Source organism: Marivirga tractuosa (assembly GCF_042140215.1).
Taxonomy (GTDB): Bacteria; Bacteroidota; Bacteroidia; order Cytophagales; family Cyclobacteriaceae; genus Marivirga; species Marivirga tractuosa_A.
In genome coordinates, this window is record NZ_CP159478.1 from 3,940,626 (window position 1) to 3,961,937 (window position 21,312).

Annotated in this window: 28 protein-coding genes; 11 read left to right on the plus strand and 17 right to left on the minus strand. The window is 34.7% G+C overall.

Going from position 1 to position 21,312, the window contains the following annotated elements:
- Positions 1–4 precede the first annotated feature (4 nt).
- Positions 5–745 (plus strand): 3-deoxy-manno-octulosonate cytidylyltransferase, encoded by a 741-nt coding sequence (kdsB, locus tag ABWH96_RS17635; protein WP_375578824.1) that lies wholly within the window; start codon positions 5–7, stop codon positions 743–745.
- The gene (locus ABWH96_RS17640; RefSeq protein WP_375578825.1) at positions 742–1,422 is read left to right on the plus strand and encodes a nitroreductase family protein; all 681 of its coding nucleotides are present in this window, start codon (positions 742–744) and stop codon (positions 1,420–1,422) included. Before kdsB ends, ABWH96_RS17640 begins: the two co-directional genes overlap by 4 nt.
- Before the next feature lie 5 nt (positions 1,423–1,427).
- On the opposite strand, the gene ABWH96_RS17645 is transcribed toward ABWH96_RS17640, so the two are convergent.
- Genes ABWH96_RS17645 through ABWH96_RS17675 form a run of 7 tightly spaced genes read right to left on the minus strand, consistent with a single transcriptional unit; the run spans position 1,428 to position 5,307 of the window.
- Positions 1,428–1,838: a hypothetical protein gene (locus tag ABWH96_RS17645; RefSeq protein WP_375578826.1), complete on the minus strand. Its 411-nt coding sequence runs from the start codon at positions 1,836–1,838 to the stop codon at positions 1,428–1,430.
- The gene (locus tag ABWH96_RS17650; RefSeq protein WP_375578827.1) at positions 1,838–2,263 is read right to left on the minus strand and encodes a hypothetical protein; all 426 of its coding nucleotides are present in this window, start codon (positions 2,261–2,263) and stop codon (positions 1,838–1,840) included. Before ABWH96_RS17650 ends, ABWH96_RS17645 begins: the two co-directional genes overlap by 1 nt.
- Before the next feature lie 16 nt (positions 2,264–2,279).
- Positions 2,280–2,876: a bifunctional phosphoribosyl-AMP cyclohydrolase/phosphoribosyl-ATP diphosphatase HisIE gene (hisIE, locus tag ABWH96_RS17655; protein WP_375578828.1), complete on the minus strand. Its 597-nt coding sequence runs from the start codon at positions 2,874–2,876 to the stop codon at positions 2,280–2,282.
- A gap of 25 nt (positions 2,877–2,901) precedes the next feature.
- A complete protein-coding gene (hisF, locus tag ABWH96_RS17660; RefSeq protein WP_375578829.1) occupies positions 2,902–3,657 on the minus strand; it encodes an imidazole glycerol phosphate synthase subunit HisF in 756 nt (251 codons plus the stop codon).
- Between the two features lies 1 nt (position 3,658).
- Positions 3,659–4,375 (minus strand): 1-(5-phosphoribosyl)-5-[(5-phosphoribosylamino)methylideneamino]imidazole-4-carboxamide isomerase, encoded by a 717-nt coding sequence (gene hisA / locus ABWH96_RS17665; protein WP_375581498.1) that lies wholly within the window; start codon positions 4,373–4,375, stop codon positions 3,659–3,661.
- A 4-nt stretch (positions 4,376–4,379) separates the two neighbouring features.
- Entirely contained in the window at positions 4,380–4,964 is a 585-nt protein-coding gene (gene hisH, locus ABWH96_RS17670; protein ID WP_375578830.1) for an imidazole glycerol phosphate synthase subunit HisH, read from the minus strand.
- Positions 4,965–4,971: 7 nt separating this feature from the next.
- On the minus strand, positions 4,972–5,307 hold the full coding sequence (locus ABWH96_RS17675; protein ID WP_375578831.1) for a TraR/DksA family transcriptional regulator: 336 nt from the start codon (positions 5,305–5,307) through the stop codon (positions 4,972–4,974).
- Positions 5,308–5,549: 242 nt separating this feature from the next.
- On the opposite strand from ABWH96_RS17675, the gene ABWH96_RS17680 reads away from it, so the two are divergent.
- Positions 5,550–6,731 carry an IS4 family transposase gene (locus ABWH96_RS17680; RefSeq protein ID WP_375578832.1) on the plus strand — a complete coding sequence of 394 codons (1,182 nt, stop codon included), beginning with the start codon at positions 5,550–5,552 and terminating at the stop codon, positions 6,729–6,731.
- An 86-nt stretch (positions 6,732–6,817) separates the two neighbouring features.
- Positions 6,818–7,342: a YceI family protein gene (locus tag ABWH96_RS17685; protein WP_375578833.1), complete on the plus strand. Its 525-nt coding sequence runs from the start codon at positions 6,818–6,820 to the stop codon at positions 7,340–7,342.
- 68 nt (positions 7,343–7,410) lie between these two features.
- On the opposite strand, the gene ABWH96_RS17690 is transcribed toward ABWH96_RS17685, so the two are convergent.
- Complete coding sequence (locus ABWH96_RS17690) at positions 7,411–8,352, minus strand: hypothetical protein (protein WP_375578834.1); 942 nt, start codon at positions 8,350–8,352, stop codon at positions 7,411–7,413.
- Positions 8,353–8,511: 159 nt separating this feature from the next.
- Between ABWH96_RS17690 and ABWH96_RS17695 the strand changes: the two genes are divergently transcribed.
- Complete coding sequence (locus ABWH96_RS17695) at positions 8,512–9,399, plus strand: Ppx/GppA phosphatase family protein (protein WP_375578835.1); 888 nt, start codon at positions 8,512–8,514, stop codon at positions 9,397–9,399.
- A 1-nt stretch (position 9,400) separates the two neighbouring features.
- Here ABWH96_RS17695 and ABWH96_RS17700 read toward each other — a convergent pair whose 3' ends face one another.
- From ABWH96_RS17700 to pdxA, 9 genes are all read right to left on the minus strand, one after another.
- Entirely contained in the window at positions 9,401–9,889 is a 489-nt protein-coding gene (locus tag ABWH96_RS17700) for a RidA family protein (RefSeq protein WP_375578836.1), read from the minus strand.
- The gene (locus ABWH96_RS17705) at positions 9,876–10,562 is read right to left on the minus strand and encodes a hypothetical protein (RefSeq protein WP_375578837.1); all 687 of its coding nucleotides are present in this window, start codon (positions 10,560–10,562) and stop codon (positions 9,876–9,878) included. Before ABWH96_RS17705 ends, ABWH96_RS17700 begins: the two co-directional genes overlap by 14 nt.
- Positions 10,563–10,582: 20 nt before the next feature.
- Entirely contained in the window at positions 10,583–11,938 is a 1,356-nt protein-coding gene (accC, locus tag ABWH96_RS17710) for an acetyl-CoA carboxylase biotin carboxylase subunit (RefSeq protein WP_375578838.1), read from the minus strand.
- A gap of 51 nt (positions 11,939–11,989) precedes the next feature.
- Positions 11,990–12,475, minus strand: coding sequence for an acetyl-CoA carboxylase biotin carboxyl carrier protein (accB, locus tag ABWH96_RS17715; RefSeq protein ID WP_375578839.1), 486 nt, complete (start codon positions 12,473–12,475; stop codon positions 11,990–11,992).
- Between the two features lie 38 nt (positions 12,476–12,513).
- Positions 12,514–13,083, minus strand: coding sequence for an elongation factor P (efp, locus tag ABWH96_RS17720; protein ID WP_375578840.1), 570 nt, complete (start codon positions 13,081–13,083; stop codon positions 12,514–12,516).
- Between the two features lie 26 nt (positions 13,084–13,109).
- Positions 13,110–14,108 (minus strand): beta-ketoacyl-ACP synthase III, encoded by a 999-nt coding sequence (locus tag ABWH96_RS17725; protein ID WP_375578841.1) that lies wholly within the window; start codon positions 14,106–14,108, stop codon positions 13,110–13,112.
- A gap of 232 nt (positions 14,109–14,340) precedes the next feature.
- A complete protein-coding gene (gene rpmF / locus ABWH96_RS17730; protein WP_013455314.1) occupies positions 14,341–14,532 on the minus strand; it encodes a 50S ribosomal protein L32 in 192 nt (63 codons plus the stop codon).
- 13 nt (positions 14,533–14,545) lie between these two features.
- Positions 14,546–15,082: a DUF177 domain-containing protein gene (locus ABWH96_RS17735; protein ID WP_375578842.1), complete on the minus strand. Its 537-nt coding sequence runs from the start codon at positions 15,080–15,082 to the stop codon at positions 14,546–14,548.
- 56 nt (positions 15,083–15,138) lie between these two features.
- A complete protein-coding gene (gene pdxA / locus ABWH96_RS17740; RefSeq protein ID WP_013455312.1) occupies positions 15,139–16,149 on the minus strand; it encodes a 4-hydroxythreonine-4-phosphate dehydrogenase PdxA in 1,011 nt (336 codons plus the stop codon).
- Positions 16,150–16,235: 86 nt separating this feature from the next.
- Here pdxA and rsmA point away from each other — a divergent pair, with 86 nt between their 5' ends.
- The 6 genes from rsmA to ABWH96_RS17770 all read left to right on the plus strand — a co-directional run bounded on the left by rsmA (position 16,236) and on the right by ABWH96_RS17770 (position 21,311).
- Positions 16,236–17,018 carry a 16S rRNA (adenine(1518)-N(6)/adenine(1519)-N(6))-dimethyltransferase RsmA gene (gene rsmA, locus ABWH96_RS17745; RefSeq protein WP_375578843.1) on the plus strand — a complete coding sequence of 261 codons (783 nt, stop codon included), beginning with the start codon at positions 16,236–16,238 and terminating at the stop codon, positions 17,016–17,018.
- Positions 17,005–18,381, plus strand: coding sequence for a magnesium transporter (gene mgtE, locus ABWH96_RS17750; RefSeq protein WP_375578844.1), 1,377 nt, complete (start codon positions 17,005–17,007; stop codon positions 18,379–18,381). Before rsmA ends, mgtE begins: the two co-directional genes overlap by 14 nt.
- A gap of 7 nt (positions 18,382–18,388) precedes the next feature.
- On the plus strand, positions 18,389–19,330 hold the full coding sequence (locus ABWH96_RS17755) for an NAD(P)-dependent oxidoreductase (RefSeq protein WP_375578845.1): 942 nt from the start codon (positions 18,389–18,391) through the stop codon (positions 19,328–19,330).
- A 75-nt stretch (positions 19,331–19,405) separates the two neighbouring features.
- On the plus strand, positions 19,406–20,248 hold the full coding sequence (locus tag ABWH96_RS17760; protein ID WP_375578846.1) for a pentapeptide repeat-containing protein: 843 nt from the start codon (positions 19,406–19,408) through the stop codon (positions 20,246–20,248).
- Positions 20,249–20,380: 132 nt separating this feature from the next.
- On the plus strand, positions 20,381–20,854 hold the full coding sequence (gene greA, locus ABWH96_RS17765) for a transcription elongation factor GreA (protein ID WP_085516658.1): 474 nt from the start codon (positions 20,381–20,383) through the stop codon (positions 20,852–20,854).
- A 64-nt stretch (positions 20,855–20,918) separates the two neighbouring features.
- Complete coding sequence (locus ABWH96_RS17770) at positions 20,919–21,311, plus strand: HIT family protein (RefSeq protein ID WP_375578847.1); 393 nt, start codon at positions 20,919–20,921, stop codon at positions 21,309–21,311.
- Position 21,312 lies beyond the last annotated feature (1 nt).

Below are 21,312 nucleotides of genomic sequence, written 5' to 3' on the forward strand. Positions count from 1 at the left end.
AAATATGGACATAATAGGAATTATCCCAGCGCGATACGCCTCAACCAGATTTCCTGGAAAGCCTTTAGTGGATATAGGTGGGAAGACCATGATCCAAAGAGTAGTGGAGCAATGTAAAAAAAGCCCCGTACTAAAAAAAGTAGTTGTAGCCACTGATGATGACCGAATATTTGATCATGTAAAAGGACTTGGGCATGAAGTTTATATGACAAGTTCAGATCATAAAAATGGAACCGAAAGATGTCATGAAGCATTAAAATTAGATGGTGGTAGTTATGATTTCGTAATTAACATTCAAGGAGATGAACCTTTTATTGATCCAGAACAAATTGCTTTATTAGCTAGTGTGCTAAATAGAAAAACTGAAATTGCTACTTTAATTAAAAATATAGATGATTTAGAAGATCTTCAAAATCCTAATGTCATTAAAGCACTTAAAGCAGATAGTGGATTAGCCCTCTATTTCTCTCGTTCCCCAATACCACACATGCGTAACATTCCTACTGACGACTGGATGAAAAGCCATCAGCATTACAAACATATTGGTATCTATGCTTATAGGGTTGATATATTAGCTAAATTAGTAACCCTATCACCTACTCCTTTAGAGCTGGCTGAATCTTTAGAGCAATTACGATGGATAGAAAATGGATTTAGAATAAGAACAGCAATTACTCCAATAGAAACTATTGGAATTGATGCACCTGAGGATTTGGAAAAGGCACTGAAAGAGATGCAACTATGAAGGAAAAATTAATAAATGGTCACACACATATTCTACTAAAAAATGACAAAAGTGAGGTAGAGACGGTAAGTATAAAAAGTGAGGAATTCTATTTATCAATGAATAAGCGTAGATCAGTACGGGATTTTTCAAAGCAAAACATTCCTAAGGAAGTTATAGAAAATATAGTAAAAACAGCTTCTACAGCACCATCTGGCGCTCACAAACAACCTTGGACATTCTGCATCATTTCAAATCCTGATCTTAAAAGTAAAATTAGAGAAGCAGCAGAAAAAGAAGAATATGAAAGCTATCAAAACCGAATGAGCGAGCAGTGGCTAAAGGATTTGGAGCCTATTGGCACAGATTGGGAAAAGCCATTTCTAGAAACTGTTCCGTACATCATAGTGGTTTTTAAAAAGATTTATGATGAGGAAGAAGGACAAAAGAAAACTAATTATTATGTAAATGAATCAGTTGGAATTGCTTGTGGATTTTTAATTGCTGCTATTCACCAAGCTGGTTTAGCAACACTGACTCATACGCCTAGCCCTATGAATTTTTTAACTGAGATTCTAGAAAGACCTAAAAACGAAAGGCCCTATTTATTATTACCAGTTGGCTATCCAGCTGAAGAAACTTATGTCCCTAAGCTCGAAAGGAAAGGCTTAGAGGAAGTAGCTCAGTTTTATAAATAAACACCTTAGAGCGTGATTTTCTGCTCTCCTTCAATAAGGAGAATATGACAACAATCTTTGCCTATAACCACTTTGTGCTTTACAATTGTATCCCCATTTTTAATTCCAAAAAAAGTAGCTTCTCTACCTTCAAAATTAACACTGTCCATTTCTCCATCTGTAGCAATTGGATAAAAACCTTCTTCTAATTGTGTTAACTCTTCATCAATAGTAACATTAAAATCTTGAAATTCTGTATAATAGCTATCTAATTGAACTGGATTACCCTCTTGATCTAAAATTTGCAATTTCAACACCTTGAATTCCATAGTGCAGATTATGTCTGGCTCACAAGGATTATCTTTTGCACTTTTATTCTGGTCTTGACAAGTTGCTGCTAAAGAAAAAAAGCAGAATATTATAAATAGATTTTTCATTACTCCTCAATTACAATTTTATTATCTCCTTCAATCAATTGAACATGACAACAATCATGCCCGATCACCATTTGATGCTCAACCAAATTTTTTCCATCTTTTTCTCCTACAAAAATAAAAGTCGTTCCTTCTCTATTTAATTCTTCTAGTTCCGCGTCAGTAATTACAGGGTAAGTACCACTCCCAAGTTGAAAATCATCTAAATCAAATTCAAACTTTTTCCTGGAATCAAGGAAAGTATAAAAATCATCCAAAACAACTGGTTCTCCCTGTGGAGTAGTGATTTCAAGTAAAATTAACCTGAATTCTTCTGTGCAGATCCTAGATTCAAGATTACAATCATCATTATTTACAGCATCTTCTTCACAAGAAAAAAATGTTAATGCCATAAAGGCTAACAGCACTTGTAAACTCTTGAATTTCATGTCATTACTTTTATTCCTAACGATGCCTTTCTTCTAATATTTTTATCACATCCTGTAATTTATAGCCTTTAGCTTGCAATAAAATCAGATAATGAAATAATAGGTCAGCCGATTCATTTAAGAATAATTCTTCATTATCATCTTTGGCTTCTATTACAACCTCAACAGCTTCCTCTCCCACTTTTTGAGCAATTTTATTGATGCCTTTGTCAAATAAACTCTTTACATAAGATTTTTCACTATCTCCATTTTTCCTTCCTTCAATTACTGCTTCTAACTGATTGATGAAACCAATCCCTTCATTTTTCTCATTCCAGCAAGTATCAGCGCCTGTGTGGCAAGTTGGGCCATCAGGTCTTGCTTTAATTAAAAAAGTATCTTGGTCACAATCCAAAGATATATCCACCAAATGAAGGTAATTGGAGGATGACTCCCCTTTTGTCCATAGTCTTTCCTTTGATCTGCTATAAAAAGTAACCTTTCCGGTTAACTGGGTTTTTTCTAAAGCCTCTTCATTCATGTAGCCTAACATTAAGACTTTGCCTGTTATGGAATCTTGAATGATAGCAGGAAGTAAACCATTTTCACCTTTTGAAAAATCGGGATTTTGCATATCTAAAATTATTAAAATCTAAAGATTAGATTCTTGTAGGTATATTTTTATTCTTTAAAAATGTTTTTAATTCAGGAATTCCAATTTCTTTAAAATGAAATATACTGGCAGCTAAAGCCGCATCGGATTTCCCATTTGTAAAGGTATCACAAAAATGTTGCATATTCCCAGCACCGCCCGAAGCAATCACTGGAACATTCACTAAAGATGATATTTTGGACAATAACTCATTCGCAAAACCCGCTTTAGTACCATCATGATCCATGGAAGTCAATAAAATTTCACCTGCGCCTAATTTGACTGCTTTTTGAATCCAAGCTTCTGTTTCCAGTTCAGTTGGTTTTGAACCACCATGAGTATGCACTATATTTCTATCTCCTACTTTTCTGGAATCTACTGCCACAACTATACACTGCGAGCCAAATTCATCCGCCATCTCCTTTATGATTTGCGGATTTCGAACTGCTGCTGAATTAACTGATACTTTATCAGCTCCTGCAGCTAAAAGAACAGAAACATCTTCCACAGTACTTATTCCACCACCTACTGTGAATGGAATATTAATGGCTTCTGCTACTTTTTCAACCAGCTCTACCAATGTTTTCCTTTTTTCATTGGTAGCGGTAATGTCCAAAAACACTAATTCATCTGCGCCTTCTTCAGCATAAATTTTAGCCAGCTCAACAGGGTCACCTGCATCTCTTAACTCTAAAAAATTGACACCTTTTACGGTACGACCATTTTTGATATCTAAACAAGGAATTATTCTTTTAGTCAGCATACTATTGAAACTGCTTTAAATCTGATAAGTTTATTCTCTTTTCATATATAGCTTTCCCCACAATAACACCATAAACATTCATTTTTTCCAATGTATAGAGGTCTTCTAATTTACTTACTCCACCACTTGCTATTAATTTGACATCGGGAAATCTATCTAATATATCTTGATACAATTGATTAGAAGTACCTTGCAAAGCACCATCTTTAGAAACATCCGTGCAAATCACATATTTCAGTCCCTTTGCTAAATAATGCTCCAAGAAATCAAAAATATGTTTTTCTGAGCTCTCTTGCCATCCATGGATCGCTATATGTTCAGCTTTCACATCTGCACCCAATATGATCTTTTCACCACCAAATTCCTCAATCCATTCGGTAAATAAAGCTTCATTTTTTACCGCAATACTTCCTCCAGTTATTTGGTTAGCACCAGCATCAAAGACCGCTTTCAAATCTTCAGTACTTTGAACACCTCCACCAAAATCTATAGTCAAATTAGTATTATTAGCTATTGATTTCAGCACCTCCAAATTCACTACTTTTTTAGCTTTTGCACCGTCTAAATCTACCAAATGTAATCTCTGGATTCCAGCTGCTTCAAATTCCTTTGCTACTTCCAAAGGATTGTCATTGTACTCTGTTTTTTGATTGTAATCACCCTTTGTAAGGCGAACACATTTTCCATCTATAATATCAATGGCCGGTATTATATGCATCATCTTATAATTCGAATAAAAAATTCTTTAAAAACTGTTGGCCAGCCTCTGCACTTTTTTCGGGGTGAGGCTGTATGGCATAGAAATTATCTTTCTTTAAAACATTACTGAAAGGCAACATATATTCCGTTTGAGAAATTGTTTGAGTACACACTTCAGCATAATAGGAATGCACAAAATAGAAATATGCAGGTGATTTTATTCCTTGAAAAATAATATCCTCTGATAAGCTTCCAATGTTCCATCCCATATGAGGGACTTTTAAGTCATCCGGAAACTTTTTCACTTTTGCATTAAAAATCCCTAAGCATTCTGTATCACCTTCCTCTGAATGACTACACAATAATTGTAATCCTAAACAAATACCTAAAAAAGGATTTTCTATAGATTGAATCACTTTATCGAGACCTCTTTCCCTCAGATATTTCATAGCTGATTTAGCTTCTCCTTGTCCTGGAAAAATCACCCTATCCGCAGCCAAAATTTCATCAGGATTATCTGTTAAATTTCCTTCTATACCTAATCGCTTTAATGCCAACATCACCGACTTAATATTGCCAGCATTATATTTTATAATAGCTACTTTCATTTAAATTTTAAAGATTAGCACACCTAATACATCTTGAACTAGCAGGCATCAACAATAATCTATTTATATTGATTTCGTTTCCACAGCTCGAACATTTACCAAATTTTGGAGAATCATAAATTGAAAGCCATCTTTTTAAGCCATTTAATTCACTTTCTGCTTTCTGGATTTGTGATTCACTAATCGCTTTATTATTAATGTAATCCATTCGGCTCAATCTTCCTACTGCATTATCCAATCCTTGCGGCTTACTTGCTTCCTTCAACTCCTTTATGGAAGCTTTTAATTCTACTAGTTTGGCTTCCATCTTTTCTTTCAATTGTAGTCTCTCTTCTTCAGTCATAAATTCTATTTTCATCACTAAAAACTGCAAGTTACTAATTGTATTCTTAACCTATGACAATATTGTGATGAAGCTCATTTTTTATTTTATATATACAAGAACTTATTTATATGTACCTACGTTTAATGTTAATACATATATTTTTTAAAACTTAATACAATAGCGTCCTAAATAAAGAGAGGGGTTTAAGTTTTATCCCAAAATATTAATTTTGGGTTGACACAAAAACCACAAAACCCCTCATGAGCAATATTACACTTTTTGCACAGATTATTAAAAAAATTGACCGTTCAAAATTCAATAATTTAGCTAGGGGAAAACAGACCGATAAAGCCAATAAAGGATTTAACAGTTGGACACATCTAGTCTCTATGTTGTTCTGTCATTTTGCCAAGGCTACTTCGGTCAGAGATATATCCAACGGCATGCGTTCGGCAACAGGTAACCTGAATCATCTAGGTGTTGAACAAGCCCCTTCAAAGTCAAGTATAAGTTATCAAAACAAGCGTAGAGATGCTAGTTTGTTCAAAGACCTCTATTACAGTTTGCTTAATTCTTTAGGACAGCAGATAGGTGTAAAGCGAACAAAGCTCAAAATAAAAGTCCCGGTTTACCTGTTGGACTCCACTGTAATCAGTCTATGTCTGTCAGTATTTGACTGGGCTACTTTCCGCACCAAAAAGGGGGCTGTAAAAATGCACACATTACTGGATTATGACGGTAAACTGCCTGTTTATGTCAATATTACCGAGGGTAGCGTGGGCGATAACAAAGGGGCTTATGATATCCCTCTGGAGAAAGGCTCAGTGATCGTGGCTGACAGATATTATAATGATTTCCCCATGCTCAACATTTGGGACAGCAAAGGGGTAAACTTCGTGATCAGGCACAAGGGGAACCTTAAATTTGAAATGGTGAAGGAAAGAGAACTGCCCAACAACACAGCACAGCATATCTTAAAGGATGAAGAAATAATCCTCACCGGTTACCAATCAAAGAAAAAATACCCTGATAAGCTTAGAAGAGTGGCAGTATGGGACGATGAAAATCAGCAAACCATTGAGATCATCACCAATAATTTTAAATGGGCGGCTCAAACCATAGGTGACCTCTACAAGTCAAGATGGGAAATAGAGGTGTTTTTCAGGGATATTAAACAGTTGCTACATATCAAAACTTTCATTGGTACTTCTGAAAATGCTGTTATGATACAGATATGGACTGCCCTTATTACCATACTTCTACTTAAAGTAATGAAGCACCAAGCGAAATACAACTGGTACCTTTCTAATTTGGTGGCATTTATCAGGCTTAACGTGTTTGTTAAAATAAAACTTCAAAAATGGCTGGACAAACCCTTTGAGGATCCGCCCAAAGTACAAAATCAAGGCGTACAGGGGGACCTTTTTCCTGATTATGGATAAAGCTGGACTAAACAGCAGTAGAAGTAGGCTTTTATCGCAATTTTAAATTATTTAGGACAGCATTGAACTTAATATAAATAACAATTATGGCAACTAAATGGAATATCGATCCAACCCACAGTGAAGTACAATTTAAAATAAAGCACTTGGTAATTTCAACTGTAACAGGTCAATTTAACAAATTTGAAGGAAGCTTAGAATCCGATAATGATGATTTTGATGGTGCAAAAGCTGAGTTTCAATTAGAATCTGCTAGCATTGATACAAACGTAACTGACAGAGATAACCACCTTAAATCAGCTGAATTCTTTGATGCTGAAAAATTTCCTTACATCAAATTTACTAATGGAAAATTAACTAAATCTGGTAATAATTATAAATTAATGGGAGATTTAACCATTAAGGATAATACTAAACCAATCACTTTAGATGTAGAATATGGTGGTTCTATGGTTGATGGATATGGACAAAACAAAGCAGGTTTTGAAATTACTGGTAAAATCAACAGAAAAGAATTTGGCTTAACATGGAATGCCGTAACTGAGGCTGGTGGAGTAGTGGTTGGAGATGACGTTAGGTTAATACTGAACGTCCAAGTAACACAATCCTGAGCCACAAGATAAAAAGGGGAACGATAAATTGCTCCCCTTTCTATTTTTATCAATAAAATAAATATTTTTTACCTTCTTCTACCACCAAAATTAAAAAGGCCACCTCCACGTCTTCTAGGCTTAATATTGTATTGCTTACCACCTACACCAAAAACTCTATTTAAGAATTCTCCTTGAATGTAAAATTCAGCTCTTACATTAAAAATCAAATAATAATCATTACTATCTGGATTACCTCTTACATTGTTCCGACTTGTTCCAGTAGGATCAGATAATGCTGCCGCTGTTACATCTTCAGGAACAGTTAAATCAAATAAATCCTCGTCTGGATAGAACCTCCCACTTACATCATCCAAATAATCATTAAAAGTAATTCGGTTACTTATTTGGGCTGTCACATCTATGAAATCAGTTACTTTTACCCTAACACCAACTCCAACGGGAATAACCATAGCAAATCGACCATACGTATTAGGTCTTTCTGTCTGGTATTGCCTTAAAGAAACCATCTCGCCTGCTCTGGGTGCTCTAATTGTATCTCCTCCAATATATGCAAATTCAGGCACTTCAGCTCTTGGATCGAATAATAAAACTCCCACCCCAGCAACTATATAAGGATTAATCAATCTCCTCTGAGTAAATCGATTAGCTGTTGGAAATAGTGAAATAGTCCCTGTTGCACTTAATTCTAGATTATTAGATACAAATGACAATCCTCTTGACCTTGTGTTTAGCTCAGGATCTATATCTTGATCATCTCCTGAAAGTTGAAAAGCCATAAGATTTACACCTGCTTGAATCCTGTTCGTAAATCGGTATTGTAATCCTCCAACAATATTAAGTTTTGTATCAAAATAAGAACCAGGATTGGTCAAATCACCCAAACTTCTTGCATAACCAAGCCCACCAGTAGCCATCCAACGTCTATTTATTCGATTGGAATAGAAACTTTGCGCAAAAAGCTCTGCGCCTAACATTAATAGAATCGATATAAGGAGTGCTCTCTTCATAATATTTTACCAATAACAAATATAAATATATTTTTAGAATATATCATAATGGATATTTATTATCCTTACAAAAAATGAAAACACAAATAATTAAGTGCTTTCTAAACTTTTTGCCTTATAAGATATATACTATTCCATCTATTTTTTGTTTTTTTGGGTATGTTAAAATTAGCAGCTATTGACATTGGATCCAATGCCATCAGAATTCAATTAACCAGAGTAACGCAATACCAAGGTAATATTACTTTCAAAAGGCTGGAATATGTTCGTTTCCCACTTAGATTAGGACAAGATGTCTTTACTACAGGAAGAATCAGCGAACAATCAAAGGTTAAGTTCCTTAAATTAATGCAAGCCTTTAAAATACTCATTGATTTATATGAAGTAGATGATTATATGGGCTGTGCCACTTCTGCTATGCGTGAAGCTGAAAATGGAAAATATTTAATTGATCAAGTTAAAGCAGAATTAGATTTAGAAATAGACATTATTGACGGTGATAAGGAAGCATATATGATCAATAAAGCTATATTCCCCTATATGGATGATAAAGCTTACTTACATATCGATGTGGGTGGTGGAAGTACCGAGTTCAATTTCTATGAGAATAATGAAAAACTATTGTCCAAATCATTTAGAATTGGTTCGGTAAGACACTTGGAAACAGATAGCTCCCATCATATGTGGGATGAAATGAAGAATTGGATTGAGCAAAAAGTGATCAAAAAATCAGTTAAAATTCATGCTATAGGAACAGGTGGAAACATCAATAAAGTGCAGGATTTGGCAGGTAAAAAAGCTGGGAAGCCCATCGGCCTAAAAAAAGTTAAGGAGACACAGGCTTATATCAAAAACTTTGATATGGATGAAAGAATCAACAAATTACAGTTGAATCCAGATAGGGCTGATGTCATCATTCCCGCATTAGACATTTATATTAATGCGATGGTTTGGTCAAAATCTCCAAGTATTATTGTACCAGATAGCGGATTAAAAGATGGGATAATGCAAGTGCTATATGAGCGAAATAAAGAGATGTTAAAATAATCTATTTGGCCGCAACAGCCTCCACCTCAACCAATAATTCAGGACGAGCTAATTTGTAAACACCAATAGTTGATCGTGCTACTTTGTTGGGATTTTCATCATTATTAAAATACTCCCCATAAGCTTTAAACCAAGCATCCCAATCAATTTTTCCCATTTCATCAGGTGCTAAGTACACTCTTAGGAAGAATACATCATTCATGCTATAACCTTCTGCCTCAATGGTTTCTTTTATTCTCTTTAAAGTACCAATACTTTGCTGGTAAGTATCTCCATATTTAGACATATCCCCTTCAGGAGCATCTGGATTCAAAACTTCGCTAACTAAACCTGATGTAAAGAAAACGTCTTTCCCAGAAGGTACATAAACACCCTTTAAAATACTAGATTCAGGTCTGTCAACTCTTTTGATTTCACTTGATTTCTTTTCGTTTTGGCATGAAAATGCAACGACAACTACAAAAAGTAAAATAAGGCTATTTTTCATCATCGGAATTTTTAAATGTGAAACGTTTTATAATTGACAATTGAAGAATAAAAATATTATCATTGTTTTCAGAATTTCCGAAAGTAGAAATATTATCCAAATAATCTGTTTGAGGATTTAAAAATCCTGTTCTAAGCTGGATTCCAAAATCATTTGGCAAAAAATAATAGGCATTGAGAGTGGTAGGCAATAAAACTGTGAAATTTGAATAATCCTCTCCAGAAGAGCGGCTATCCAGCTGATCAGCTAAATTCACATTTTCTCTATCATAAACTGCAAATCGCATGAATCCAAAGCCTTGAGACAAATAAATAGAATAATTTGGATTTTTGATGAGGTGAATACTAGGCTCAACATGCAATGACTGGTAATTTGTTATGGCAAAATCATTAATTTGAAATTCGCTTTGGTCAAAAAAACGTACTTCTCGATTTTCGGATTGAACCTCTCCAGCACTAAACCAAAACCCAACATTTAACCAACGATTTGGGGTAAACTGCATAAATGCAGAAAGTTGAACTCCTGGTTTTTTATAGGAAGGTTCTAAATCTGTTTTGGGTATACTAGCTCCAAAACTAATTCCGGCAAACTTAGTGAAAGTGGAATCATCTTGCCCTGAAACAGAAAAAGCAAGCAGGAAACTTAATAAAGTCAATATTCCGGCTTGCTTTGTCATATGTATAAATTAGGATTTATTTACTTAACACTTTTCAATTTAGTGAAATCATAATCATCCAAAAACTTAGTAGTGAAATTACCAGATTTAAAAATCTCATTGTCCATCATTTCAATATGGAATGGAATGGTAGTCTTCACCCCTTCAATTACAAATTCACTCAAAGCTCTCTTCATTCTTACCATCACTTCTTCTCGAGATTGACCTGAAACGATCAATTTGGCAATCATTGAATCATAGAATGGAGGAATAGTATAACCTGCGTAAACATGGCTATCAATCCTTACTCCATGGCCGCCTGGCAAATGAAGATTCGTGATTTTACCTGGGCTTGGTCTGAAACCATTTGCAGGATCTTCTGCATTAATTCTACATTCCATTGCAAAAAGTTGCGGGAAGTAGTTTTCTCCAGAAATAGTCATTCCGGCAGCTACTTTAATTTGCTCCTTTATTAAATCAAAATTTGTTACTTCTTCAGTGATAGGATGCTCAACTTGAATACGCGTATTCATTTCCATGAAATAGAAATTATTATGCTTATCTAAAAGGAATTCGATTGTACCGGCACCTTCATATCCAACAGCTTCCGCACCTGCAATTGCCGCCTTTCCCATTGCGTCACGCAATTCATCTGTCATTACCGGACAAGGCGTTTCTTCAATCAATTTTTGATGCCTTCTTTGGATAGAGCAATCTCTTTCAGATAAGTGACAGGCCTTACCGTTCTTATCGCCCACAACCTGAATTTCAACATGGCGAGGCTCTTCAACAAATTTCTCTAAATAAAGTCCTTCGTTTCCGAAAGATGCCCCAGCTTCTTGACGAGCTGAATCCCAAGCTTTCTTAAACTCTTCTTCATTGTTTACGATACGCATCCCTTTACCTCCACCACCTGCTGTGGCTTTTAGTATTACAGGGTACCCCATATCTTTGGCAATTTTCTTACCTTCTTCGATGGATTCTAATAATCCTTCAGAACCAGGAATAGTAGGAACTCCTGCAGCTTTCATAGTAGCTTTTGCAGTAGCTTTATCCCCCATTTTGCTGATCATTTCTGGGTCAGCACCAATGAATTTAATACCATATTCACCGCATATTTTTGAAAATTCGGCATTTTCGGATAAAAATCCATAACCTGGATGAATGGCATCTGCATTAGTAATTTCCGCTGCAGAAATAATATTTGGAATATTTAAATACGAATCCTTACTGGCAGCTGGGCCGATGCAAACGGCTTCATCCGCAAAGCGAACATGCAAACTGTCTTTATCAGCTGTGGAATAAACTGCCACTGTGCTGATTCCCATTTCTTTGCAAGTTCTGATGATTCGCAAAGCTATTTCACCTCTATTGGCAATTAATATCTTTTTAAACACGATTTCTTTATTTTAATGAAACATTGAGTAATTCTTGATTTCTTAAACCTATCAAGAAGGATCCACTAAGAATAATGGTTGATCGTATTCAACAGGTGTTGCATTATCTACCAAAATCTTCACAATTTTACCAGAAATATCTGACTCAATTTCATTGAATAATTTCATTGCTTCAACTATACACACTGTATCACCAGCTTTTACTGAATCTCCTACATTTACGAAAGCAGGGTTGTCAGGATTTGGCGTTCTATAGAATGTACCAATCATTGGTGATTTGATAGCTACATATTTATCATCATCAGAAGCGGCAGATTTTTCTTCTCCACCTGCACTTGGTGCTGGGGCTGCTGGAGCTGGGCTTGGTGAAGGAGCTGGTGCTGCTGCAGGTTGCGGAGCCGGTGCTGCCGATTGAATCACTTTAGCTTCCGTATTCTTTTTAACTTTAATTTTAAATTCTTCAGTTTCTATATTTACTTCATCCAATCCGGATTTAGAAATAAAATCAATTAGGTCTTGAATCTCTTTCGCTTTCATAGCTGTTGGTTTAGTTAAAAGTCAAAATTTTTAAATTATTATTTATTTTTCACCCTTTCCGCATAAGAACGGGTTCTAGTATCTACTTTAATAAGTTCATCTTGATCGATGAACAAAGGTACTTTAATTTCAGCACCTGTTTCTACAGTTGCTGGCTTGGTGGCATTTGTTGCAGTATCCCCTTTAATTCCTGGTTCTGTATATGTTACTTTCATTTCTACGAAAGGCGGTAACTCACAACTTAAGGGTTTCTCAGTTTCTGCATGGATTAGAATATCCACTTCCTGACCTTCTTTATATAAATCCACATTTTCTATTACTTCGTCTGGTATAGAAATTTGTTCAAAAGTTTCGGTATCCATGAAGTGCATACCTATGTCATCTTTATACAAAAACTGATGCGGTCTTCTTTCTATTCTTGCTGTAGTGACTTTATGACCAGAAGTAAAAGTATTATCCAATACTTTTCCTGTTGTAAGACTTTTCAATTTAGTCCTTACAAAAGCTGGTCCTTTACCCGGCTTCACATGCTGAAATTCAACTATTGTGAATAAATCATGATTATATTCTATGCAAAGACCATTTTTAAAATCAGAAGTATCTGCCATATATTGTAAACTTTAATTTAATAAAATTATTTAGAATCGTAAGCCCATTTAATATAAACGGAGCCCCAAGTAAATCCACCACCAAAGGCAGCCAAAACGATGTTATCTCCTCTTTTCATCTGACTCTCATACTCCCATAAACATAACGGGATTGTACCACTTGTAGTGTTTCCATATTTATGGATATTAAGCATTACCTTATCGGAACTCACTCCCATTCGGTTTGCCGTAGCATCAATAATTCGTTTATTTGCTTGATGAGGTACTAGCCATGCTACGTCATCAGAAGTTAAATTATTTTTAGCCATGATATCTGCAGCCACCTCTGCCATATTGGTAACGGCAAATTTAAAAACTTGACTGCCTTCTTGATAAACATAATGCTCACGAGCATCTAAGGTTTGATGTGAAGCAGGTTTTCTACTACCTCCTGCTTTCATATGAAGAAATTGTTCGCCAGAACCATCAGTATGTAGAATTGAATCTTTTATTCCGTAACCTTCAGTGTCGGGCTCAAGTAAAACTGCCCCTCCACCATCTCCGAAGATGATGCAAGTTTGTCTGTCTTCATAATCAATAATAGAAGACATTTTATCAGCTCCTACTACCACTACTTTCTTGTATTTACCTGTTTCAATAAATTGAGAAGCTGTAGAAAGAGCAAAAATAAAGCCTGAGCATGCTGCTTGTAAATCGTAACTAAAAGCATTTACAGCTCCAACATTATTACTAATCACATTTGCAGTTGCGGGGAAAAGCATATCAGGGGTGGTAGTAGCACAAATCAATAGATCAATATCTTCTGCTTTGTTACCTGTTTTCTCCAGTAATCCTTTTACGGCTTGAGTTCCTATTACTGAAGTTCCTTGGTTTTCACCTTTAAGAATTCTTCTTTCTTTTATTCCGGTACGAGATGTTATCCATTCATCATTGGTTTCTACCATGGTCTCCAACTCTTTGTTGGTCAACACATAATCAGGCACCCACCCATGAACTCCGGTAATAGCTGCAGTTATTTTTGTCATGTTTTGATTGTAGTTTCTATGGCTATTTCAGTTGCTAATATATGTAATATTGATTTGAAGCCCGACAAAAATCTAAGAAATGCATGGGGTTGCAAATAATCAACAAACAAATTTTTTAGAATAATTAAATTTAAACATGATAGAATGCCAAAAATAAAAATTTCTCAAAAAACATAGCCAATAAAAAAAGCTTTGCCGCTAAGCAAAGCTTTAAGATTTTTAACTGACTGAATTAAGCCAATACTTCTTTTTCCATTACTACATTACCTTTGTAGTAAAGTTTACCTTCATGCCAGAAAGCTCTGTGTGGCAAATGCGCCTCGCCTGTAGTAGGACAAATCGCCAATAATTTTGCCGTTCCTTTTTTGTGAGTCCTTCTTTTATCTCTTCTAGTTCTGGATATTTTTCTCTTAGGATGCGCCATTTTATTCTAAATTTTAATTCTTATTTCCTTTTTTCAAATTTTTTAATGCTGCCCATCTTGGGTCAATGTTTTCTTCCTCTTCCTCAATTTCCTCTTCAGCATCATCTATATAAACATAGTCATTATGCTCTTCGTCTTCCTCAATTTCATCTGGATGCAACTTTTTCAAAGGTATCTGCAAAGCAATAGTTTCGTATATGAAATGCCCTACATTTATCACCTGCGTGTTTTTTGTAATGACCATTACATCTTCTTCCAACTCTTGCTCTTCCTCCCCATATTTATACAACAACTTTTTGTTGATTTCTATAGGATATTGAAATGGCTCTAAGCTTCTGTCACTGATTAAATCAATATAACCTGAGAAATCTAAATTCAACTCCATTAGATTTTCTCTTTTATCTAATAGCGCTTGCACTTTAACTTCTCCGCTTTCAACCAATTCACCTTCAAACTCACTGAAAAAGGCTGAATTTACTTTAAATTCATATTCATGCTGCTTGATTCCAAGCTTATAAACCTGAATGTCGAAATCCTTCAACTTTTCCATCCCATCTGAATTAAGAGCGCAAAGATAAAAATATTATTTGATATTACTAAACTGCTTTAAGAATATTCTTTTCTATTCTTAATGATATCGATTGCCAAGAACAAGGCTTGACGCATAGAAGTTTCGTCCGCTAAGCCTTTTCCTGTTAAATCATAAGCTGTACCATGATCAGGTGAAGTTCTCACAAAAGGTAATCCAGCTGTGAAATTAACTCCATTTGAAAAAGCCAATGTTTTAAACGGAATTAAGCCTTGGTCATGATACATCGCCAAAACGGCATCAAAATTTTTATATTGTTGATTTCCAAAGAAACCATCAGCAGGGAAAGGGCCAAATACTAACTTCCCTTTTTCTTTCCTTTTTTCAATCAATGGCTTAATCATTTCTTCTTCCTCATTCCCTATCACACCACCATCACCAGCATGCGGGTTTAATCCTAAAACAGCAATTCTAGGTTTTTTAATCCCGAAATCATGTTTCAAAGACTTCTCAAGAACATCCAGTTTACTATCAATTTTTTCTGCAGTTATTTTTTCACTCACTTCTTTGATTGGAATATGACCTGTTACCACCCCTACTCTCAAATCTCCATCTACTAATAACATCAAGCTATCTTTTACTCCTGCCTGTTGAGCTAGATATTCTGTATGTCCCGCAAACTTAAAATCCTCAGATTGGATATTATGTTTGTTGATAGGCGCTGTAACTATTGCATCAACTTTCCCTTCCATTGCATCTTCAACTGCTTTTTTAATACTTATAAAGGCATATTTTCCAGCTTCTTCGGAAGATTGCCCCATGGTGATATTCACAGTTTCTTCCCACAGATTCAAAACATTGAGCTTTTTATCGCTCAATTCTTCCAGCTTTTTTAGTTGAAAATAATTGAAATCCCGAATATTTAATGCCTTTCTATAATAAGAAAGGATTTTACCTGAACCATATACCACTGGAGTCATCATTTTTATAATTCTCGGGTCTTCCAAAGATTTAATGATCACTTCAGGGGAGATACTATTTACATCTCCGATAGTAATAGCAATAGTAGGTTTAGTAAGTTCTTCCATATCTTAAATACGCGCTTGAAGTCGAATTCGAAAATAATTATGATTAAATTCTGTGCAATTTAGTTTTTTTTTATCTGCTTTGAAAAATGAAGGGAGTTAGAGCGAAAAAACATTTAGGCCAACATTTTTTAAAAGACCAAAATATAGCCCAAAAAATAGTAGAAAGCCTAAGCGGGCATAAAAACTATCAAAAGCTTTTAGAGATTGGGCCTGGCACAGGTGTGCTTAGTAATTTTTTAATTGATAGAGCTGAATATGAGCTTCTATTTATGGATGTTGACCAAGAATCAGTCGACTACCTTCAAAATCTATATCCTGATTATAAAGACAAAATCATAAAAGAGGATTTCTTAAGAATCGATTTAGGGCATTATTATAAAGAGCCTTTCGGAATTATAGGGAATTTCCCCTACAATATTTCCTCACAAATATTTTTTAAGGTCTTAGAATATAGAAACCAGATTCCTGAGGTTGTGGGCATGATACAGAAAGAAGTTGCCGAGCGTATTGCTGCAAAAGAAGGCAATAAAACATACGGGATTTTAAGTGTACTGCTGCAAGCTTTTTATGATGTAGAATATCTGTTCTCTGTGCCTCCCAATGTTTTTAACCCTCCACCAAAAGTGACTTCTGCAGTATTGCGTTTGAAAAGAAACGAAACTCAAACTTTAGACTGTGATGAGAAGTTGTTTTTCAGGGTCGTAAAGCAAGGCTTTAATAATAGAAGAAAAACTTTACGTAATGCTTTAAAAACTTTCAATTTATCCGATGAAATAAAGTCATTAGATTTGTTGGATAAACGAGCAGAGCAATTGACCGTTAGTGATTTTGTGGAATTGACAAACCATATTGCCCATGGAGAATCTTGAGGAAAAAGAACATATTGACCAATTTGAGCTTTCGAAGGAGTATTTGGAAAAATTGCAGCTTGCTATTAACGAGCGAGACGAAAACTTTATCAAAAACACTTTAGAAGGAATTAATCCGGCAGATATCTCCACTATCTTATTAGAGTTCGATACTGAAGAATCTCGATATATATTAGATGTTTTAGAGAATCAAGTTAGTGCTGAAGTAATCAATGACTTGGATGAGGATGACCGTTCCAAATACCTTAAAGGGTTTGAGACTTCTGAGATAGCTGCAATGCTAAACGAACTTGATTCGGATGATGCGGTGGACATCATTAATGAGTTGCCATTAAAAGACAGAGAAGAAGTAATTGCTTCTTTGGAAAATAAAGAAAAAGCAAAGAACATCCTAGATCTTTTACGCTATGAGGAAGACGTAGCGGGTGGTTTGATGGCAAAAGAGCTCATCAAAGCCAATGTCAACTGGTCTATTAATCAATGTATAGAAGAAATCAGAAGACAGGCTGAAAATGTAGAGAAAATCTACTCTGTTTATGTGGTGGATAATCAAAATGTTTTATTGGGAAGAGTTTCTTTAAAGAAAATCATTTTGGCCGATGACCATCTGAAGGTAAAAGACCTATATGATGATGATGTGATATCTGTAGAAACCTATATGGATGAAGTAGATGTTGCAGAAGTCATGAGGAAATATGATTTGGATGCAGTACCAGTAGTGAATGTTCAGGGCAAATTGATGGGGCGCATTACCATTGATGATATCGTGGATGTAATTACGGAATTAGCAGAAGAGGAAAGACAGATGATGGCTGGTATTTCTGAAGATGTAGAGGAAGATGATAGTGTTTGGATGCTGACAAGAGCTCGCTTACCTTGGCTTATCATAGGTATGTTTGGTGGACTTTTAGGAGCTCAATTTATAAGCGTTTTTGAAGAAGATATTTTAATAGTTCCAGCCATGGCATTTTTCATTCCGCTGATTACAGCAACTGGTGGTAATGTCGGAATACAATCCTCTTCCATTGTCTTGCAAAGTTTGGCTAGCAAATCTGTTTTTGATGATTCCTTTCTAAAAAGAATTCTCAAAGTTTTGGCAGTTGCCATTTTAAATGGAATTGTGATTGCTGGAATTGTGATGGGAATGAACCTTATATTAGGTCAGGATATACGATTAGCAATAGTAGTTTCAATAGCACTATTTAACGTAGTTTTATTAGCTTCTTTTATGGGAACAGTCACTCCTTTGGTGTTAGATAAATTAGGAATTAATCCTGCTTTGGCTGCTGGCCCATTTATTACCACTGCCAATGATTTATTAGGTTTACTAGTATATTTTACTGTAGCTCATTTCCTTATTTAAAATTAAAATGAAAGTACTTATTATAGATGAAATGCATGAAAGTATTACGGCTTTGTTGAATGATATCAACTTAGAAGTAGATTATATGCCTAAAATAAAGCGTGAGGAAATTATTTCCATAATTGAAAATTATGAGGGACTAATAGTGAGAAGTAAAACGCATATTGATGCTGAATTACTAAAAAATGCTAATAAACTTGTATTTGTAGCTCGTGCTGGAGCTGGTGTAGATAATGTTGAAGTAGAAGAATTAGATAAAAGAAACATTCAACTACTAAATGCGCCCGAAGGAAATAGAGATGCATTAGCTGAACATGCAATAGGAATGTTGCTATCTCTTTTCAATAAAATCAATACGGCTGATCAAGAGGTGCGTGAAGGAAAATGGGATAGAGAGGGAAATAGAGGGGTTGAATTGATGGGCAAAACCGTTGGCTTATTAGGCTTTGGTAATATGGGGGCAGCTTTTGCTAAAAGGTTAAGCAGTTTTGGTTGTGAAATATTAGCATTTGATGCTGAAAAATCAGGTTTTTCAAATAAATATGTACAGGAAGTCAGCTTAGATATGCTAAAAGAAAAATCTCAAATTTTGAGTTTACATATCCCAATGAATGCTCAAAACAAGGGCATTGTTAATGATGATTTCCTTTCTGAATTTAAAAAATTAGAGTATGTAATTAACACTTCAAGAGGCGAAGTATTAATTTTAAAAGATTTACTAAACCTTTTAAAATCAAAAAAAATAAAAGGAGCTGCCTTAGATGTATTAGAAAATGAAAAAATAAACTCACTAAACCAGAATGAGCTATCTGTATTTCAGGAACTTACAGAGTTAAAGCAGGTAATATTCACTCCTCATATTGCTGGTTGGTCAATTGAATCATATGAAAAAATAAATAAAGTTTTAAGCCAAAAAATTAAATTATTGGTCGAAAAAAGAGACAAATAATAGATTTAAATACCAAGAAATAACAAAATAGCTATAAATTAGAGGACAGAAATCTATTGATCAATAGTACTACTCATGAGTAAAAGTGAATTAAAATACGCATTAGAAGAAAAAATTAAAAACATAACGAAGAAGCCAATTCTAACTTCCGTTATCGTTCTTGCTTTTCTAGCTATTTTAGTATTAGGTTTGAGTTTGCCCTACTATTTAGATGATTTCAGAGGTTTCTTTAAGGAAGTATTAGCGGAAGCGCATGGTATGCTTTTCGACATAGCCATAATCGGTATTTTAATTTATTGGCTTAGAGAAAACGGTGAAAAACAGCTTAGAATCAAAATGTATAAAGATGAAATTGATGATTTCCGTCAATGGGAATCAGAAGAAGCTGCATTTAGAACCGTAGGTAATATTAAAAGATTAAACCGGCATAAAATCACGGAAATCAATTTGGTGAATTGCCATTTAACAAAAACAAATATGAGTCATGTTGATTTGCGTGGTTCAAATTTAAACTCCTCTAATTTTAGTCATGCCAATGCAATAGAATGCAATTTTTCAGGCACTAGAGCAAATCAAACAAATTTTGAAAATGCTAAAATGAATCAAGCAAATTTTGAGGGCGCTTTTGCAAGTGGTGCAAATTTTAAAGATACTTTTTTGATCAAAGCTAATTTCAAGAATGCATTTTTAATAAAATCTGATTTTTCAAACGCTTATTTAATGGAAGCAGATTTAAGTAATTGTCATCTTACTGGAGCCTCTTTTGATGAAGCCAGCCTTTATAAAGCTAATTTGAAAGGTGCTGAAGGTATTACTGCCGAGCAATTAAAATCTGTAAAAACCCTTTACTTGGCTGAGCTTGATGATGACATCAAAAGTGAGATTCAAGAGAAATATCCTGAACTTTTAGGTAAATAGAACGTTAGCTTCTTCATCTTGTTTTCAATGTTAATTTCTTATATATTTGTATAAATATTTAGAAACAAGATAGACGGCTCATGCAAAACTGTGCCGTTTTTTATTTTATAGAAATCTCAATTTTTAATAACGATGAGTAAAGTATCATACTACACAGAAGAAGGTTTAAGAAAAATGAAGGAAGAGCTCCATCATTTAAAAACCGTGGAAAGACCTAAAGCCTCTGCTGACATTGCAGAAGCAAGGGACAAAGGAGACTTAAGCGAGAATGCAGAATATGATGCTGCTAAAGAGGCTCAAGGTTTACTTGAAATGAAAATAAATAAATTGGAAACCGTTGTGGCCAATGCAAGAGTAATCAAGGAGTCTGATGTGGACACTTCTAAAGTTGGACTTTTAACTAAAGCCAAGATTAAGAACAAAAAGAATGGTATGGAAGTGACTTACACTATGGTTTCAGAAGAAGAAGCTAATTTGAAAGAAGGTAAAATATCTATCAAATCGCCAATTGGAAAAGGAATAATGGGCAAAAAAGTAGGTGATATTGCAGAAGTTGATGCCCCTGCAGGTAAAATGGAATTTGAAATTTTAGATATTAGTCTGTAATATATTCTTTTGCTGGCTCTAATGAATTTTTTTAGAGCTAGCAAATCTTTAACCCCACATTAAAATGGCAAGTATATTCACTAAAATAATTAATAGAGAAATACCAGGACATATAGTTGCTGAAAATGATAACTATATAGCTTTTTTAGATATCAATCCATTGGTTGAAGGCCATGTACTAGTAGTGCCTAAACAAGAAATTGATTATATTTTTGATCTGAATGATGATGTACTTTCAGGATTGCATTTATTTGCAAAGGAAGTTGCAAAAGCAATTGAGGCATCAGTAGAATGTAAAAGAATAGGAGTAGCTGTAATAGGATTAGAAGTTCCTCATGTACATGTTCATTTAGTTCCTCTAAACTCAATGAACGATATCAACTTCAATAAAGAAAAATTAAATCCAAGTGAAGAAGAACTAAGCAAAATAGCTGATAAAATAAAAAATAATTTTTGAT

Bases quoted from the DNA above. Each gene is read 5' to 3' on its own strand.
- ABWH96_RS17680 (WP_375578832.1), top strand. From the start codon at position 5,550: ATGAGCAATATTACACTTTTTGCACAGATTATTAAAAAAATTGACCGT.
- efp (WP_375578840.1), bottom strand. From the start codon at position 13,083: ATGGCAGATACTTCTGATTTTAAAAATGGTCTTTGCATAGAATATAAT.
- accB (WP_375578839.1), bottom strand. From the start codon at position 12,475: ATGAAAGCGAAAGAGATTCAAGACCTAATTGATTTTATTTCTAAATCC.
- hisF (WP_375578829.1), bottom strand. From the start codon at position 3,657: ATGCTGACTAAAAGAATAATTCCTTGTTTAGATATCAAAAATGGTCGT.
- ABWH96_RS17690 (WP_375578834.1), bottom strand. From the start codon at position 8,352: ATGAAGAGAGCACTCCTTATATCGATTCTATTAATGTTAGGCGCAGAG.
- hisA (WP_375581498.1), bottom strand. From the start codon at position 4,375: ATGCATATAATACCGGCCATTGATATTATAGATGGAAAATGTGTTCGC.
- ABWH96_RS17760 (WP_375578846.1), top strand. From the start codon at position 19,406: ATGAGTAAAAGTGAATTAAAATACGCATTAGAAGAAAAAATTAAAAAC.
- kdsB (WP_375578824.1), top strand. From the start codon at position 5: ATGGACATAATAGGAATTATCCCAGCGCGATACGCCTCAACCAGATTT.
- hisH (WP_375578830.1), bottom strand. From the start codon at position 4,964: ATGAAAGTAGCTATTATAAAATATAATGCTGGCAATATTAAGTCGGTG.
- ABWH96_RS17650 (WP_375578827.1), bottom strand. From the start codon at position 2,263: ATGAAATTCAAGAGTTTACAAGTGCTGTTAGCCTTTATGGCATTAACA.
- ABWH96_RS17645 (WP_375578826.1), bottom strand. From the start codon at position 1,838: ATGAAAAATCTATTTATAATATTCTGCTTTTTTTCTTTAGCAGCAACT.
- ABWH96_RS17755 (WP_375578845.1), top strand. From the start codon at position 18,389: ATGAAAGTACTTATTATAGATGAAATGCATGAAAGTATTACGGCTTTG.
- hisIE (WP_375578828.1), bottom strand. From the start codon at position 2,876: ATGCAAAATCCCGATTTTTCAAAAGGTGAAAATGGTTTACTTCCTGCT.
- ABWH96_RS17725 (WP_375578841.1), bottom strand. From the start codon at position 14,108: ATGACAAAAATAACTGCAGCTATTACCGGAGTTCATGGGTGGGTGCCT.
- pdxA (WP_013455312.1), bottom strand. From the start codon at position 16,149: ATGGAAGAACTTACTAAACCTACTATTGCTATTACTATCGGAGATGTA.
- ABWH96_RS17640 (WP_375578825.1), top strand. From the start codon at position 742: ATGAAGGAAAAATTAATAAATGGTCACACACATATTCTACTAAAAAAT.
- ABWH96_RS17700 (WP_375578836.1), bottom strand. From the start codon at position 9,889: ATGATGAAAAATAGCCTTATTTTACTTTTTGTAGTTGTCGTTGCATTT.
- mgtE (WP_375578844.1), top strand. From the start codon at position 17,005: ATGGAGAATCTTGAGGAAAAAGAACATATTGACCAATTTGAGCTTTCG.
- ABWH96_RS17685 (WP_375578833.1), top strand. From the start codon at position 6,818: ATGGCAACTAAATGGAATATCGATCCAACCCACAGTGAAGTACAATTT.
- ABWH96_RS17735 (WP_375578842.1), bottom strand. From the start codon at position 15,082: ATGGAAAAGTTGAAGGATTTCGACATTCAGGTTTATAAGCTTGGAATC.
- ABWH96_RS17770 (WP_375578847.1), top strand. From the start codon at position 20,919: ATGGCAAGTATATTCACTAAAATAATTAATAGAGAAATACCAGGACAT.
- greA (WP_085516658.1), top strand. From the start codon at position 20,381: ATGAGTAAAGTATCATACTACACAGAAGAAGGTTTAAGAAAAATGAAG.
- ABWH96_RS17675 (WP_375578831.1), bottom strand. From the start codon at position 5,307: ATGACTGAAGAAGAGAGACTACAATTGAAAGAAAAGATGGAAGCCAAA.
- rpmF (WP_013455314.1), bottom strand. From the start codon at position 14,532: ATGGCGCATCCTAAGAGAAAAATATCCAGAACTAGAAGAGATAAAAGA.
- ABWH96_RS17705 (WP_375578837.1), bottom strand. From the start codon at position 10,562: ATGACAAAGCAAGCCGGAATATTGACTTTATTAAGTTTCCTGCTTGCT.
- ABWH96_RS17695 (WP_375578835.1), top strand. From the start codon at position 8,512: ATGTTAAAATTAGCAGCTATTGACATTGGATCCAATGCCATCAGAATT.
- rsmA (WP_375578843.1), top strand. From the start codon at position 16,236: ATGAAGGGAGTTAGAGCGAAAAAACATTTAGGCCAACATTTTTTAAAA.